11 protein-coding genes are annotated in these 15549 nt (G+C 72.1%); 10 read left to right on the top strand and 1 reads right to left on the bottom strand.

The genetic code is table 11. The features are described 5' to 3' along the window. Nucleotides 1-25: 25 nt before the first annotated feature. Genes OG226_RS37075 through cobI form a run of 7 tightly spaced genes read left to right on the top strand, consistent with a single transcriptional unit; the run spans nt 26 to nt 10878 of the window. Complete coding sequence (locus tag OG226_RS37075; RefSeq protein ID WP_329351274.1) at nt 26-967, top strand: cobalamin biosynthesis protein; 942 nt, start codon at nt 26-28, stop codon at nt 965-967. Beyond that, nucleotides 964-2475 (top strand): cobyric acid synthase, encoded by a 1512-nt coding sequence (locus OG226_RS37070; RefSeq protein WP_329351273.1) that lies wholly within the window; start codon nt 964-966, stop codon nt 2473-2475. The genes OG226_RS37075 and OG226_RS37070 overlap by 4 nt, the downstream gene beginning before the upstream one ends. Next, nucleotides 2472-6125, top strand: a complete 3654-nt coding sequence (gene cobN / locus OG226_RS37065) for a cobaltochelatase subunit CobN (RefSeq protein ID WP_329351272.1) — start codon at nt 2472-2474, stop codon at nt 6123-6125. Before OG226_RS37070 ends, cobN begins: the two co-directional genes overlap by 4 nt. Beyond that, nucleotides 6122-8140: a putative cobaltochelatase gene (locus OG226_RS37060; protein ID WP_329351271.1), complete on the top strand. Its 2019-nt coding sequence runs from the start codon at nt 6122-6124 to the stop codon at nt 8138-8140. The genes cobN and OG226_RS37060 overlap by 4 nt, the downstream gene beginning before the upstream one ends. Then, complete coding sequence (gene cobO / locus OG226_RS37055) at nt 8140-8739, top strand: cob(I)yrinic acid a,c-diamide adenosyltransferase (RefSeq protein ID WP_026150966.1); 600 nt, start codon at nt 8140-8142, stop codon at nt 8737-8739. The genes OG226_RS37060 and cobO overlap by 1 nt, the downstream gene beginning before the upstream one ends. Before the next feature lie 7 nt (nt 8740-8746). Next, on the top strand, nt 8747-10147 hold the full coding sequence (locus tag OG226_RS37050; protein ID WP_329351270.1) for a cobyrinate a,c-diamide synthase: 1401 nt from the start codon (nt 8747-8749) through the stop codon (nt 10145-10147). Continuing rightward, entirely contained in the window at nt 10132-10878 is a 747-nt protein-coding gene (gene cobI / locus OG226_RS37045) for a precorrin-2 C(20)-methyltransferase (protein ID WP_328684144.1), read from the top strand. Before OG226_RS37050 ends, cobI begins: the two co-directional genes overlap by 16 nt. Nucleotides 10879-10889: 11 nt before the next feature. On the opposite strand, the gene OG226_RS37040 is transcribed toward cobI, so the two are convergent. Continuing rightward, complete coding sequence (locus OG226_RS37040; RefSeq protein ID WP_328684143.1) at nt 10890-11621, bottom strand: ZIP family metal transporter; 732 nt, start codon at nt 11619-11621, stop codon at nt 10890-10892. A gap of 139 nt (nt 11622-11760) precedes the next feature. Between OG226_RS37040 and cobM the strand changes: the two genes are divergently transcribed. From cobM to cobJ, 3 genes are read left to right on the top strand one after another with little or no spacing between them, the layout of a single operon-like run. Then, complete coding sequence (gene cobM, locus OG226_RS37035) at nt 11761-12591, top strand: precorrin-4 C(11)-methyltransferase (protein ID WP_328684142.1); 831 nt, start codon at nt 11761-11763, stop codon at nt 12589-12591. Continuing rightward, nucleotides 12588-13826: a precorrin-6y C5,15-methyltransferase (decarboxylating) subunit CbiE gene (gene cbiE, locus OG226_RS37030; protein ID WP_329351269.1), complete on the top strand. Its 1239-nt coding sequence runs from the start codon at nt 12588-12590 to the stop codon at nt 13824-13826. Before cobM ends, cbiE begins: the two co-directional genes overlap by 4 nt. Next, nucleotides 13823-15532, top strand: a complete 1710-nt coding sequence (cobJ, locus tag OG226_RS37025; RefSeq protein WP_328684140.1) for a precorrin-3B C(17)-methyltransferase — start codon at nt 13823-13825, stop codon at nt 15530-15532. The genes cbiE and cobJ overlap by 4 nt, the downstream gene beginning before the upstream one ends. The last annotated feature ends 17 nt before the right edge of the window (nt 15533-15549 follow it).

Raw genomic sequence — 15549 nt, 5'->3', positions numbered from 1 at the left:
TCCGATCCAGCGATCGGCTGACCCGATGCGTGCCGATCGCGTCTTCGCGTACGGCGCCGCCGCCGGCCTCCTCGGCGACCACCTGCTCGGCGATCCCCGCCGCGGGCATCCGGTCGCCGCCTTCGGCCGTGCCGCGGGCGCCGTGGAACAGGTGCTGTGGCGCGACCACCGGGGCTGGGGCGCCGTGCACACCGCCGTGTGCGTCGGTGGCACCATCACCCTCGCCGCCGCGGCCACTTCGGCCCTACGACCGTCCCGTACGGCCTCTGCCGCCCTCACCGCCGCCGCCACCTGGGCCGTCGTCGGCGGGACCTCCCTCGCGCGCGAGGCCGGAGTCATCGGGCGGGCGCTGGAGGCCGGTGACATCGACGGTGCGCGGGCCCGGCTCCCCCACCTCTGCGGGCGGGACCCGCAGTCCCTCGACGCCGACGGGATCGCCCGGGCCGTCGTCGAGTCCGTCGCCGAGAACACCTCCGACGCGGTCGTCGGCGCCCTGGTCTGGGGCGGCATCGCGGGCGTCCCGGGCCTGCTCGGCTTCCGGGCGGTGAACACCCTCGACGCGATGGTCGGCCACAGGTCGGCCAAGTACCGCCGCTACGGCTGGGCTTCGGCCCGCCTCGACGACGTGGCCGGCTGGCCGGGCGCCCGCCTCACCGCCGCCCTCGCGACCGTCGCGGGCGGCGACCCGCGCGGTGCCGCCCGCGCCTGGCGCACCGACGCCCGCAAACACCCGAGCCCCAACGCCGGCCCCGTGGAGGCCTCCTTCGCGGGAGCCCTCGGCGTGCGCCTCGGCGGGACGCTCTCCTACGGCGGCCGGGTCGAGCACCGGCCGGTGCTCAACGGCGACGGACGCGCCGTCGCCGTACCGGACATCGCGCGTGCCGTACGGCTGTCCCGGCGCGTCGGTCTGCTCGCGCTCGGGGTCAGTGTCGCCGGGCGGCTGCTGGTGAAGGGACGGACGTCATGAGCGGCGGCGGGCTGTTGGTGGCCGGGACCACCTCGGACGCCGGCAAGAGTGTCGTGACCGCCGGGATCTGCCGCTGGCTGGTGCGGCAGGGCGTGAAGGTGGCGCCGTTCAAGGCGCAGAACATGTCCCTGAACTCGTTCGTGACGCGCGAGGGTGCCGAGATCGGGCGGGCGCAGGCCATGCAGGCGCAGGCCTGCCGGATCGAGCCGACCGCGCTGATGAATCCCGTGCTGCTGAAGCCGGGCAGCGACCGCACCAGCCAAGTCGTGCTGATGGGCAAGCCTGTTGGCGAGATGAGTGCCCGCGGCTATCACGGCGGGCGGCAAGAGGCCCTGCTCGGGACCGTGTTGGACTGTCTCGCCGAGTTGCGGGGCACGTATGACGCGGTGATCTGTGAGGGGGCCGGCAGTCCTGCCGAGATCAATCTGCGGCGGACCGACATCGTGAACATGGGCATCGCGCGCAATGCGGGGCTGCCCGTTCTCGTCGTCGGCGACATCGACCGCGGGGGCGTCTTCGCCTCCTTCTTCGGAACCGTCGCGCTGCTGAGCCCCGAGGACCAGGCGTTCGTCGCCGGGTTCCTCGTCAACAAGTTCCGCGGCGATGTGTCGCTGCTGGAACCGGGGTTGGAGATGCTGCACGGCCTCACCGGGCGGCGGACGTACGGCGTGCTGCCGTTCCGGCACGGGCTCGGGATCGACGAGGAGGACGGGCTGCGCATCTCGTTGCGCGGCACCGTGCGCGAGTCGAACACCGCGCCGCCGGTGGGCGAGGACGTGCTGCGGGTCGCCGTCTGCGCGATCCCGCTCATGTCCAACTTCACCGACGTGGACGCGCTGGCCGCCGAACCGGGCGTCGTGGTGCGGTTCGTGGACCGGCCCGAGGAGCTGTCCGACGCGGATCTCGTCGTGATCCCGGGGACCCGGGGGACGGTGAAGGCGCTGGAGTGGCTGCGGGAGCGCGGCCTCGCGGACGCCCTCGTCCGCCGGGCCGCCGAGCAGCGGCCGACTCTCGGTATCTGCGGCGGCTTCCAGATCCTCGGCGAGCACATCGACGACGAGGTCGAGAGCCGGCAGGGGTCGGTCGACGGGCTCGGAGTGCTGCCGCTGCGTGTGCGGTTCGCGCGCGAGAAGATCCTCACCCGGCCGGTGGGCGAAGCCCTCGGCGAGCCGGTCGAGGGGTACGAGATCCACCACGGAATCGCCCGACTCACCGGCGGAGAACCCTTCTTGGACGGGTGCCGGGTCGGTCAGACCTGGGGTACCCACTGGCACGGCTCGCTGGAGTCGGACGGGTTCCGGCGGGCGTTTCTGCGCGAGGTGGCCGCCGCCGCGGGCCGCCGGTTCGTACCGGCGCCCGACACCTCGTTCGCCGCGCTGCGCGAGGAGCAGCTCGACCGGCTCGGCGACCTCATCGAACAGCACGCGGACACGGACGCGCTCTGGCGACTCATCGAGTCCGGCGCGCCGCAAGGACTGCCTTTCATTCCACCGGGAGCGCCCGCATGAGCACAGTGTTGTTGTTGTCGACCGCCGACACGGATCTGCTGGCGGCCCGGGCCTCCGGCGCCGGGTACCGGATCGGCAACCCGAACCGGGTGGACGTGGCGGCCGAGTTGCCCGCGCTCGTCGCGGGCGCGGACGTCGCCGTCGTACGACTGCTCGGCGGCAAGCGCGCCTGGGAGGACGGACTCGCCGCGCTGAAGGCGTCCGGGATTCCGACCGTGCTGCTGGGCGGGGAGACCGTCCCCGACGCGGAGTTGATGGCCGAGTCGTCGGTACCGGCGGGTGTGGTCGCCGAGGCGCTCAGGTATCTCGTCGAGGGCGGACCGGAGAACCTCGCCGAACTCGCCCGGTTCCTCTCGGACACCGTGCTGCTCACGGGCGAGGGCTTCGAGGAGCCGCAGAAGACGGCCGAGTTCGGCGTCCACGGCGAGCGTGCCTTCGTCGAGGGCCGGCCGACGGTCGGTGTCCTCTTCTACCGGGCGCATCACCTCAGCGGCAACACCGCCTTCGTGGACACCCTGTGCGACCAGATCGAGGCGAAGGGCGCCAACGCCCTTGCCGTGTACTGCGGTTCGCTGCGCGGCGCCGACTCCGGGCTGTACGAGATCCTCGGCAAGGCCGACGCACTCATCGCCACCGTCCTCGCCGCCGGCGGTACGCACGCCTCGCAGGCCTCGGCCGGCGGCGACGAGGAGGCGTGGGACATCGGCGCACTCGCCGACCTCAACGTCCCTGTGCTGCAAGGACTTTGCCTTACGTCGTCCAGGGCGACCTGGGAGGGGTCCGCCGCCGCCCTCTCCCCCATGGACGCCGCGATGCAGGTCGCGATCCCGGAGTTCGACGGACGGCTCATCACCGTCCCGTTCTCCTTCAAGGAGGAGGGCCCGGACGACGTCCCGGTCTACGTCGCCGACCCCGAGCGGGCCGCCCGCGTCGCCGGAATCGCCGTACGGCACGCGAAGTTGAAGCACAAGCCGAACGCGGAGAAGAAGCTCGCGGTCGTCTTCACCGCCTATCCGACGAAGCACTCGCGGGTCGGCAACGCGGTCGGCCTGGACACGCCCGCCTCGGCGATCCGGGTGCTGGACGCGTTGCGGGACGCCGGGTACGGGGTCGACGAACACCCGGACAACGGGGACGAGTTGATCCACCGACTCATCAACGCCGGTGGCCACGACGTCGAATGGCTCACCGAGGAACAACTGGCCGCCGCTCCCGCGCGCGTGCCGCTCGCCGACTACCAGGCGTGGTTCGACAAGCTCGAACCGGACCTCAGGCAGGGCATGTTGGACGCGTGGGGCGAGCCGCCCGGCAACCTCTACGTCGACGGCGACGACATCGTGCTCGCCTCCCTGCAGTTCGGGAACGTCGTCGTGATGATCCAGCCGCCGCGCGGCTTCGGGGAGAACCCGATCGCGATCTACCACGACCCCGACATGCCGCCGTCGCACCACTACATGGCCGCGTACCGGTGGCTGGACAACAGCTTCGGCGCCGACGCGATCATCCACATGGGCAAGCACGGCACCATGGAATGGCTGCCCGGCAAGGGACTTGGGCTCAGCAGCGGCTGCGCGCCGGATGCCGTACTCGGCGAACTCCCGCTGATCTACCCGTTCATCGTCAACGACCCCGGCGAGGGGACGCAGGCCAAGCGGCGCGGTCACGCCACGGTCGTCGACCACCTGGTGCCGCCGATGGCGCGTGCCGACACCTACGGCGACCTGGCGAAGCTGGAGCAACTCCTCGACGAGTACGCCCTCGTGTCCGACCTGGACCCGACGAAGGCGCCGGCCGTGCGCGCGCAGATCTGGACGCTGGTGAAGGCGGCCGAGCTGCACCACGACCTGCATGTGGACGACCAGCCGGACGACGCGGCGTTCGACGAGTTCGTGATGCACATCGACGGCTATCTGTGCGAGATCAAGGACGTGCAGATCCGCGACGGGCTGCACATCCTGGGTGGCGGGCCGGTCGGCGAGGCCCGTGTGAACCTCGTGCTCGCCGTGCTGCGCGCCTCGCAGGTGTGGGGCGGGCAGGCGAACGCGCTGCCGGGTCTGCGGGCCGCGCTGGCCGAGCACTTCGGCCTGGTCGAGAAGGAGTTGCTGGCCGAGCCCGGTGCGCCGGTGAAGGTGCCGGTGGAGCTGACCGAGCTGGTCGACGGGCCGGCCCGTTCCGCCGCCGACGCGATCGATCTGCTGGAGCAGCTGTGCCGCCGGTTCGCCGAGGGCATGGAGTCGCAGGAGTGGGAGGTCACGGCGGTCCCGGCGCTCGTCCGTGCCGTCATCGGCGCCGAACTCCCGGACGCCGTGGCGGTGTTGGAGTTCGCCTGCGACGAGGTGGTCCCCCGGCTGGCCCGTACCACCGACGAGATCGACCACATCCTGCTGGCGCTCGACGGCGGTTACGTCCCGGCGGGCCCCTCGGGCTCCCCTACCCGCGGTCTGGTCAACGTCCTGCCGACCGGCCGGAACTTCTACTCGGTCGACCCCAAGGCCATTCCGTCCAGGCTGAGTTGGGAGGTCGGGCAGGCGTTGGCCGACTCGCTCGTGCAGCGCTACCTCCAGGACAACGGCGAGTTCCCCACGTCCGTCGGCCTCACGGTCTGGGGTACGTCGGCGATGCGCACCCAGGGCGACGACATCGCCGAGATCCTCGCGCTGCTGGGCTGCCGTCCCGTCTGGGACGACGCCTCGCGCCGGGTGACCGGCTTCGAGATCGTGCCCGTCACGGAGCTGGGCCGGCCGCGCATCGACGTCACGGTGCGCATCTCCGGCTTCTTCCGGGACGCGTTCCCGCACGTCGTCGGACTGATCGACGACGCGGTGCGGGCGGTGGCCGAGCTGGAGGAGCCGCCCGAGTCCAACTACGTCCGCAAGCACGCCGACGAGGACACCGCCGAGCACGGCGACCGACGCCGGGCCACGGCCCGCATCTTCGGCTCCAAGCCGGGGGCGTACGGGGCGGGGTTGCTGCCGCTGATCGACGCGCGCAACTGGCGTTCGGACGCCGACCTGGCCGAGGTGTACGCGGTGTGGGGCGGATACGCCTACGGGCGCGGGCTCGACGGGCGGGCGGCGCGCGGGGACATGGAGACCGCGTTCAGGCGCATTGCCGTGGCGGCCAAGAACGTTGACACCCGCGAGCACGATCTCGTCGACGCCGACGACTACTTCCAGTACCACGGCGGCATGGTCGCCATGGTCCGCCACCTGACCGGCACCTCTCCCGAGGCCTACGTCGGCGACTCGGCCACCCCGGACCAGGTGAAGACCCGCACGCTGGGCGAGGAGACGCACCGCGTCTTCCGCGCCCGTGTCGTCAACCCCCGCTGGATGGCGGCGATGCGGCGGCACGGCTACAAGGGCGCCTTCGAGATGGCGGCGACCGTCGACTACCTCTTCGGGTACGACGCGACGGCCGGGGTCGTCGACGACTGGATGTACGAGAAGCTCAGCGCGGAGTACGTCTTCGACCCGGAGAACCGGGACTTCATGAAGAAGTCCAACCCGTGGGCGCTGCGCGGCATCACCGAGCGGCTGCTCGAAGCGGCCGAGCGCGGTCTGTGGGCCGAGCCGGACGCGGACACGCTGGAACGACTGCGGGCCACCTACCTGGAGCTCGAAGGCGACCTGGAGGGCGACGACAAGTGACAACTCCCTTTCCGTTCACGGCCGTTGTCGGCCAGGACGATCTACGGCTGGCGCTGCTGCTGAACGCCGTGTCGCCGGCGGTCGGCGGTGTGCTGGTGCGCGGCGAGAAGGGCACCGCCAAGTCGACGGCCGTGCGCGCGCTTTCGGCACTGCTGCCGGAGGTCGCCGTGGTCCCCGGCTGTCGCTTCTCCTGCGATCCCTCCTCCCCCGACCCGGCCTGCCCGGACGGCCCGCACGAGACCGGGCCCGGGGCCCAACGCCCCGCGCGCATGGTCGAGTTGCCGGTCGGCGCCTCCGAGGACCGGCTGGTCGGCGCGCTCGACATCGAGCGGGCGCTCGCCGAGGGCGTCAAGGCCTTCGAGCCCGGTCTGCTCGCCGACGCGCACCGGGGCATCCTCTACGTCGACGAGGTCAACCTCCTCCACGACCACCTGGTCGACCTGCTGTTGGACGCGGCGGCGATGGGCGCGTCGTACGTCGAACGCGAAGGCGTCTCCGTTCGGCACGCCGCCCGCTTCCTGCTCGTCGGCACCATGAACCCCGAAGAGGGCGAACTGCGACCGCAGTTGCTCGACCGCTTCGGCCTGACCGTGGAGGTCGCCGCCTCCCGGGAGCCCGACCAGCGGGTGGAGGTCGTGCGGCGCAGGCTCGCCTACGACGACGATCCGGAAGGGTTCGCCACCCGCTGGGCGGACGAGGAGTCCTCCGTACGGGCGCGGATCATCGCCGCGCGTGCGCTGTTGCCGTCGGTGCGGCTGGGCGACGGGGCGTTGCGGCAGATCGCGGCGACCTGCGCCGCCTTCGAGGTGGACGGCATGCGGGCCGACATCGTGATGGCCCGTACGGCGACCGCGCTGGCCGCGTGGGCCGGGCGGACCGACGTGCTCGCCGAGGACGTACGGCAGGCCGCGTTGCTCGCGCTGCCGCACCGGCGGCGGCGAAATCCCTTTGACGCTCCGGGACTTGACGAGAACAAGCTCAACGAGACGTTGGAGGAGTTCGCGGAGCAGGAGCCGGAGCCCGAGGACGACGATCCGGATCCGGACGGCGGTCCTGACGGTTCCGGCGGAGGTGGCGGGCAGCCGCCCGAGTCGGATTCCGACGGGCCTCAGGACGGAGACGCCGGGGCGCAGCCCGAGGCCGGGGAGGGCGGGGAACCGCAGCCTTCGGGCACGGGCTCGGGCGAGCAGCAGCCCGTGCGGGCCTCCGAGCCCTTCCGGACCAAGATGTTGAGCGTGCCGGGTCTCGGCGAGGGTGCCGCCGGACGACGGTCGCGGGCGCGGACCGAGCACGGGCGGACCACCGGGGCGCGACGGCCCCAAGGGGCGCTCACCAAGCTGCACTTGGCGGCGACCGTCCAGGCCGCCGCTCCGCATCAGCTGGCGCGTGGACGGGCCGGGCGTGGGCTGGTCGTACGCCGGGACGATCTGCGGCAGGCGACGCGGGAGGGGCGTGAGGGCAACCTCGTGCTGTTCGTCGTGGACGCCTCCGGGTCGATGGCGGCGCGGCAGCGGATGAGTGCGGTGAAGGGAGCTGTGCTGTCGTTGTTGCTCGACGCGTATCAACGGCGGGACAAGGTGGGGCTCGTGACCTTCCGGGGGTCCGCCGCTGATGTCGCCCTGCCGCCGACCTCTTCCGTGGACGCCGCCGCCGTACGGCTGGAGTCGTTGCCGACGGGTGGGCGTACGCCGCTTGCCGCCGGGTTGCTCAAGGCGCATGACGTGCTGCGGGTGGAGCGGTTGCGGGATCCGGCTCGGCGGGCGTTGGTCGTCCTGGTGACCGACGGGCGGGCCACGGGTGGGCCCGAGCCGGTCGCGCTTGCCGGGCGGGCGGCGCGGTTGTTCGCCGCCGACGGGGTCGCTTCCGTGGTCGTGGACTGCGAGTCGGGGCCCGTACGGCTGGGGCTGGCCGGGCAGTTGGCCGGTGAACTGGAGGGCACGGCGGTGACGCTGGACGAGTTGCGGGCGGACTCGATCGTCGGGCTGGTCAAGGACGTTCAGAGGAGGGCCGCGTAATGCCGCAGGGGCAGCCGAGTGTCGTACCGGACGACGGACTGACGACCCGTCAGCGTCGAAATCGGCCACTTGTCGTCGTGCATACGGGAGTTGGGAAGGGCAAGTCGACTGCCGCTTTCGGGCTCGCCTTGCGTGCCTGGAATCAGGGGTGGCCCATCGGGGTGTTCCAGTTCGTCAAGTCGGCGAAGTGGAAGGTCGGCGAGGAGAACGCCCTTCGGGTGCTGGGGGCTTCCGGCGAGGGCGGGTCCGTCGACTGGCACAAGATGGGCGAGGGGTGGTCGTGGGTTCAGCGCGACTCCCAGATGGACAACGAGGAGAAGGCCCGCGAGGGGTGGGAGCAGGTCAAGCGGGATCTCGCCGCCGAGACCTACAAGCTGTACGTGCTGGACGAGTTCGCCTATCCGATGCACTGGGGGTGGGTCGATGTCGATGAGGTCGTCTCCGTGCTGCGGGACCGGCCCGGGAACCAGCATGTCGTGATCACCGGGCGGAACGCGCCCGAGAAGCTCGTCGAGTACGCCGACCTCGTCACCGACATGTCCAAGGTCAAGCACCCGATGGACGCCGGGCAGAAGGGTCAGCGGGGTATCGAGTGGTGAAGCTGCCGTGACGTCCTTGTCCTCCTCCGTCCCTCGGCTGGTCATTGCCGCGCCTTCGTCCGGCAGTGGCAAGACCACCGTCGCCACGGGGTTGATGGCCGCGTTCGCCTCGCGGGGGCTTGCCGTGTCTCCGCACAAGGTCGGGCCGGACTACATCGATCCCGGGTATCACGCGCTCGCGACCGGGCGGGTGGGGCGGAATCTCGACGCGTATCTGTGCGGGCCGGAGTTGGTCGGGCCGCTCTTCGCGCACGGCGCTCGCGGGTGTGATCTCGCTGTTGTCGAGGGTGTGATGGGGATGTACGACGGGGCCGCGGGGGAAGGGGAGTTGGCGTCCACGGCGCATGTGGCGAAGTTGCTGCGGGCGCCGGTCGTTCTTGTCGTCGACGCGTCTTCGCAGTCTCGGTCCGTTGCCGCGTTGGTGCACGGGTTCGCTTCCTGGGATCCGGAGGTCCGGGTTGGGGGCGTGATCCTGAACAAGGTGGCGTCCGACCGGCATGAGGCGTTGTTGCGGGAGGCGTTGGACTCGGCGGGGGTGCCTGTGCTGGGTGTGTTGCGGCGGGCTCCTCAGGTGGATACGCCTTCTCGGCATCTGGGGTTGGTGCCGGTGGCTGAGCGGCAGTCGGCTGCGGTGGAGGCTGTCGCGGCGATGGCTGCACAGGTGGACGCCGGGTGTGATCTTGAGGGGTTGTTGGCGCTGGCGCGTAGTGCGGGGGCGTTGTCGTGTGCGGCTTGGGATGCGGGTGAGGCTTTGGTTTCCTCGCCCTCAAACGCAGGACGGGCTGAATCTGCCCACGCCAGCTCGAAAGTGAAGGTTGCCGTCGCCGGCGGCGCGGCCTTCACCTTCTCCTACGCCGAGCACACCGAACTCCTCACCGCGGCCGGTGCCGAGGTCGTCGTATTCGATCCGCTGCGGGATGAGCAACTTCCCGACGGGACACGCGGGTTGGTCATCGGGGGCGGGTTTCCCGAGGTGTACGCGGCTGAGTTGTCGGCGAACGAGCCGTTGCGCAAGGCCGTCGGCGCGCTCGCCCACAGTGGCGCGCCGGTTGCCGCCGAGTGCGCCGGACTCCTCTACCTGTCCAGGGAGTTGGACGGGATGCCCATGTGCGGGGTGCTCGATGCGTCCGCGCGGATGAGCGAGCGGCTGACCCTGGGGTATCGGGATGCCGTCGCGTTGAGCGACAGTGCGCTGGCCGTGGCCGGGACGCGGATGCGCGGGCACGAGTTTCATCGGACCGTCGTCGAGCCCGGCTCGGGGGCGGCTCCCGCCTGGGGGGTTCGCGCTCCTGAACGGCGGGTCGAAGGTTTCGTACAACAGGGTGTGCACGCGAGTTATCTGCACACGCACTGGGCGGCCGAGCCCGGTGTGGCCCGTCGGTTCGTGGAGAGGTGCCGGACGTCATGAGCAGCAGCAGGTTGATCGGAGTCGGGGTGGGTCCCGGCGATCCCGAGCTGGTGACCGTCAAGGGTGTCAATGCTCTGCGGGCCGCCGATGTCGTGGTGGTGCCCGTCATGGACAGCGGGGAGCGGGGGCGGGCCGAGGCCACCGTTCTGCATTACGTGCCCGAGGAGAAGGTGCTGCGGGTTGTGTTCGCGCTGAACGAGCGGACCGACCGGGCCCGGCGCGAGGCCGCCTGGGATGCCGCGGGGGCGAAGGTCGCCGAGCTGCTTGGCTCTCATCCGGTCGTCGCGTTTGCCACCATCGGGGACCCCAACGTCTACTCCACCTTCACCTATCTCGCCCTGACCATCGGGGAGTTGGTGCCGGGGACCGTCGTCGAGACCGTGCCCGGGATCACCGCCATGCAGGATCTCGCGGCGCGGTCCGGGGCCGTACTCACCGAGGGGACCGAGCCGCTCACGCTCGTGCCGGTGACCGCGGGGGCCGCCGTGCTCAAGGACGCGTTGGCCGGGCCGGGGACGGTCGTGGCGTACAAGTTCGGGCGGCAGGCGGCGGAGGTCGCCGAGGCGCTGCGGGTGACCGGGCGGATCGGGGACGCGGTGTGGGGGTCGGCGCTCGGGCTGCCCGAGGAGTCGATCCGGCCCGCCGCCGAACTGGACGGAGAGCCGCTGCCGTACCTCTCCACGCTCATCGCGCCCGCGCGGCGTGAGGGCGGGCGGGGCGGCAAATTGTGACCGGTCGTCGATCAGGCTGCCGCGAGGCCCACCACCAGCCAGATGAACGCCGCTCCCGCGACGGTGCACAGCAGGGTCGCGGGTGCGGGGTGTTCGTGGTGGGCCTCGGGGAGGATCTCGGCGGCGGCGAGGTAGAGGAGCACGCCTCCGAAGAAGCCGAGATAACCGCCGAGCAGGGCCTCCGGAATGGTGAGGAAAGCCGTCGAGGCGGCACCCGCCACCGGGGCCGCCGCGTCCGCGACCAGCATCGCGATCGCCTTGCGGCGGGCGTTGCCGTACAGGCTCGTGATCGTGTACGTGTTGAAGCCGTCCGCGAAGTCGTGGGCGATGACCGCGAGCGCGACCGCCGTGCCCATGCCGCCGCCCACCTGGAACGCGGCACCGATGGCGACCCCGTCCATGAAGCTGTGGCCGACCATCGCGGACGCCGCCGTGAGGCCCACCTCGGGCGCGCGGCCGTTGTTTTCCTCGGCTCCGTGCGAGGCCTGGCGGGCGGCGAGCAGACGTTCGACCATATGGGCCACGAGGAAGCCGGCCACGAAGAGCAGCAGGGCGGCCGGTACGCCGAAGACCTCGCGGCCCGCCGCGTGCAGCGCCTCCGGCAGCAGGTCGAGGCCGACCACGCCCAGCATCAGGCCGCCGGCCAGGCCCAGGACGAGATGGCGGCGGTCGGTCACGCGCTGTGCCGTCCAGCCGCCGGCCAGCGTCATCAGGAACGCGCCGAGCGCGACGAAGACCGCCATAGTCCCCTTGCTATCCGATCAACCCCTGTTCGCGCACATCCTGGCCCACTCCGCCCCCATTCGTATTGACGTTCCCCACGTCTCCCACGTTCCGTATGTTCCGCGTGTTCCGCATGTTGTGTTTGAGAGGATCCGACCCATGGCCGAAGCCGATGCCGATACCCCCACCGGCAAGGTGACCTTCGTCGGTGCCGGCCCCGGCGCCGCCGACCTGCTGACGTTCCGTGCCGCGCGCGCCATCGCCGAGGCCGACGTCGTGATCTGGGCGGCCAGCCTGGTGCAGGCCGAGGTCCTGGACCACGCGCGCGTGGGCGCCGAGATCCTGGACTCGGCGACGATGTCCCTGGAGGACGTCGTCGCCGTCTACGGGCGGGCCCGGAGCGAAGGGCTGCGCGTCGCGCGTATTCACTCCGGCGACCCTGCCCTCTGGGGCGGCACTCAGGAACAGGTCGACCGGTGTGCCGCGATCGGGATCGCGACCGAGATCGTCCCGGGGGTCTCGGCGTTCTCCGCCGTCGCCGCCCTCGCGCAGCGCGAGCTGACGATCCCCGAGGTCGCGCAGTCCGTCGTCCTCACCCGGCTCGGCGGGGGCAAGACGCCGATGCCGCCCGGCGAGGAGGTCCGCGAGTTCGCGCGCCACGGCACGACCATGGCGATCTTCCTGTCGGCCGCCCGCAGCGGGCAGTTGGTGCGGGAACTGCTGGAGGGCGGCTATCCGACGGAGACGCCCGTCGTCGTCGCCTACCAGGCGACCTGGCCCGAGGAACTGATCGTGAAGTGCACGATCGCCACACTGGAGGAGACGGTCAAGGAGCACAAGCTCTGGAAGCACACCCTCTTCCTGGTCGGCCCGGCCCTCGACGCCCACGGCACCCGCTCACACCTCTACCACCCCGGCCATTTCCACGGTTACCGCAAGGCCGACCCGGAGGCCCGCCGGGCCCTGCGCTCGCGGGGTGCGAGCACGTGATCACCGTCATCGGGATGGGGACGGGCGCGGCGGTCGCGAAGGCCGCGTTCTCCGGCGCCCGGCTCGTCGTCGGCGGCCGGCGGCATCTCGCCGCCGTCGCGGTCCCGGAGGACGCCGAGCAGGTCGTCCTCGGTCCACTGGCGCCCGCCCTCGACACCATCCAGGCCTACGTCGAGAAGGGCGAGCCCGTCGTCGTGCTGGCCTCGGGGGACCCCGGGTTCTTCGGGATCGTCCGGGCGCTGGCGGAACGGTTCCCCAGCGACGCCCTCGACGTCCGCCCCGGCGTCTCCTCCGTCGCCACCGCCTTCGCGCGCGCCGGTCTGACCTGGGACGACGCCGTCGTCGTCAGCGCGCACGGACGTGACCTGCGTACGGCGGTCAACGCGTGCCGCGCGCATCCCAAGGTCGCCGTGCTGACCGGGCCGGGGGCCGGACCCGCAGAACTGGGCGCCGCGCTCACCCACCGGACCGGCGGGCGCGTCCTCGTCGTCGCGTCCGCGCTGGGCTCCGGGGAGGAGCAGGTGGAGCGGGTCACGCCCGCCGAGGCCGCCGCCCGGGACTGGGGTACGGCGGTGAGCGTGGTGCTGTGTCTGGACGAGTCGCGGGCGCTCGGTGCCGTGCGGACGGTCGCCGGAGCCGCCGTCGGGCCTGCCCAATGGGCCCTGGACGAGCGGGAGTTCGAGCACCGGGACTCGATGATCACCAAGTTCGAGGTACGGGCGCTGGCGCTGGCCCGGCTCGGGCCGCGCCTCGGCGACCTGGTCTGGGACGTCGGCTCGGGCTCCGGGTCCGTGGCCGTCGAGTGCGCACGGCTCGGCGCCGCCGTCACCGCCGTCGAGAAGACCCGGGACGGTGTCGAGCGGATCCGCGCCAACGCCACGGCGCACGGCGTCGACGTCCACACCGTGCACGGGGCGGCGCCGACCGTGCTGTCCGACCTCGACGATCCCGACGCCGTGTTCGTCGGCGGGGGCGGGCGCGAACTGCCCGCCATCGTCACCGCGTGCGCGCGGCGGGCCCGGCGGACCGTGGTCGTCGCGATGGCCGCGCTGGACCGGGTACCGGCCGTACGGGAGGCTCTCTCGGCGGCCGGACTCGCGGTCGACGGGGTGCTGTTGCAGTCGTCCCGGCTCGCGCCGCTGCCGGGTGACGTGACCCGGCTCGCGGCCACCAATCCTGTTTTCCTGTTGTGGGGCGTCCGGCCTCCGGCACCTGTTGAAGGAGTTGCTCAGTGATCGGCCTCATCTCCGCCACCGCGGTGGGAGCGACGGCGCGCGACCGGCTGGCCGCCGCGTGGCCGGACCGCACGCGCGTGTACGAGGGTCCCGTCGGGGACGCCGTCCGGGCCGCGTTCGCGGAGTGCGAGCAGCTCGTGTGTTTCCTCGCCACGGGAGCCGTCGTACGGCTGATCGCCCCGCTGCTGTCCGACAAACGGACCGACCCGGGGGTCGTGTGCGTCGACGAGGGCGGCCGGTTCGCCGTGTCGCTGGTCGGCGGGCACGGTGGCGGGGCCAATGAACTCGCCGTGGAGGTGGGTGAGTTGCTCGCCGCGCAGCCGGTGGTGACGACGGCCACGGACGCGGTCGGTGTGCCCGGTCTCGACACACTCGGGTTCCCCGTGGAGGGAGATGTCGCCGGGGTCACACGGGCCCTCCTGGACGGTGAACCGGTCGCCCTGGACGCCGAGTTGGCGTGGCCGCTGCCGCCGCTGAAGGTGTCGCCCCAGGGTGCCTACGTCATCCGCGTCACAGATCGCGCCGTCGAACCCGGCGAGCGGGAGGTCCTCCTGCGCCCGCCGTCGCTCGTCGTCGGGGTCGGCGCGTCCAAGGGCGCACCCGTGAACGAGGTGCTCGGACTGGTCCACGACGCTCTGCGCGAGGCGGGGCTGTCCGTCGGCAACCTCGCCGAACTCGCCACCGTGGACGCCAAGGCGGACGAGCCGGGCATCGTCCAGGCGGCTCAGCGGCTCGGCGTGCCGCTGGTGACCCACTCCGCCGGGGAGTTGGCGGCCGTAGAGGTGCCCAATCCGTCGGACGCGCCGCTCGCCGCCGTGGGCACGCCGTCCGTGGCGGAGGCCGCCGCGCTCGTCGGCGGGGGCGAACTCCTCGTCCCCAAGCGGAAGTCGGAGCGCGCCGACGGGCAGCCGGCGATGGCGACCTGTGCTGTCGTACGACGGCTCGCGCGCGGGCGGCTCGCGGTGGTCGGGCTCGGGCCGGGCGCCCGGGATCTGCTCACGCCGCGTGCGAAGGCCGAACTCCGGCGCGCTGCCGTGCTGGTGGGGCTCGACCAGTACGTCGACCAGATCCGGGATCTGCTGCGGCCCGGGACGCTGGTCCTGGAGTCGGGGCTCGGTGCCGAGGAGGAGCGGGCCCGTACCGCCGTGGCCGAGGCACGGAAGGGGCAGGCGGTCGCGCTGATCGGCAGCGGGGACGCCGGGGTCTACGCGATGGCCTCGCCCGCGCTCGCGGAGGCGTCGGACGACATCGACGTGGTCGGAGTCCCGGGCGTGACCGCCGCGTTGGCCGCCTCGGCGATCCTCGGGGCGCCGCTCGGCCACGACCACGTGTCCATCAGCCTCTCCGATCTGCACACGCCGTGGGAGGTCATCGAGCGGCGGGTGCGGGCCGCGGCCGAGGCGGACATCGTGGTGACGTTCTACAACCCTCGTAGCCGGGGCCGGGATTGGCAGCTCCCGAAGGCCCTCGCGATCCTCGCCGGGCACCGGGAGCCGACGACGCCGGTCGGTGTCGTACGGAACGCCTCGCGGCCCGACGAGTCCAGCCGGCTGACGACGTTGGCCGCGCTGGATCCGGCGTGGGTCGACATGATGACGGTGGTGACCGTGGGCAACACGGCCACCCGGGACATCGCGGGGCGCATGGTGACGCCGCGCGGGTACCGCTGGCAGGCGACACAGGCAGCGCAGGAGGTGGCGAAGTGAGTTCCGTGGACCGTGCG

It is taken from the genome of Streptomyces sp. NBC_01261 (assembly GCF_036226385.1).
Classification (GTDB): domain Bacteria; phylum Actinomycetota; class Actinomycetes; order Streptomycetales; family Streptomycetaceae; genus Streptomyces.
Note: the sequence above shows the minus strand (reverse complement) of the source record. Positions and strands in the feature narration are given on the sequence as shown.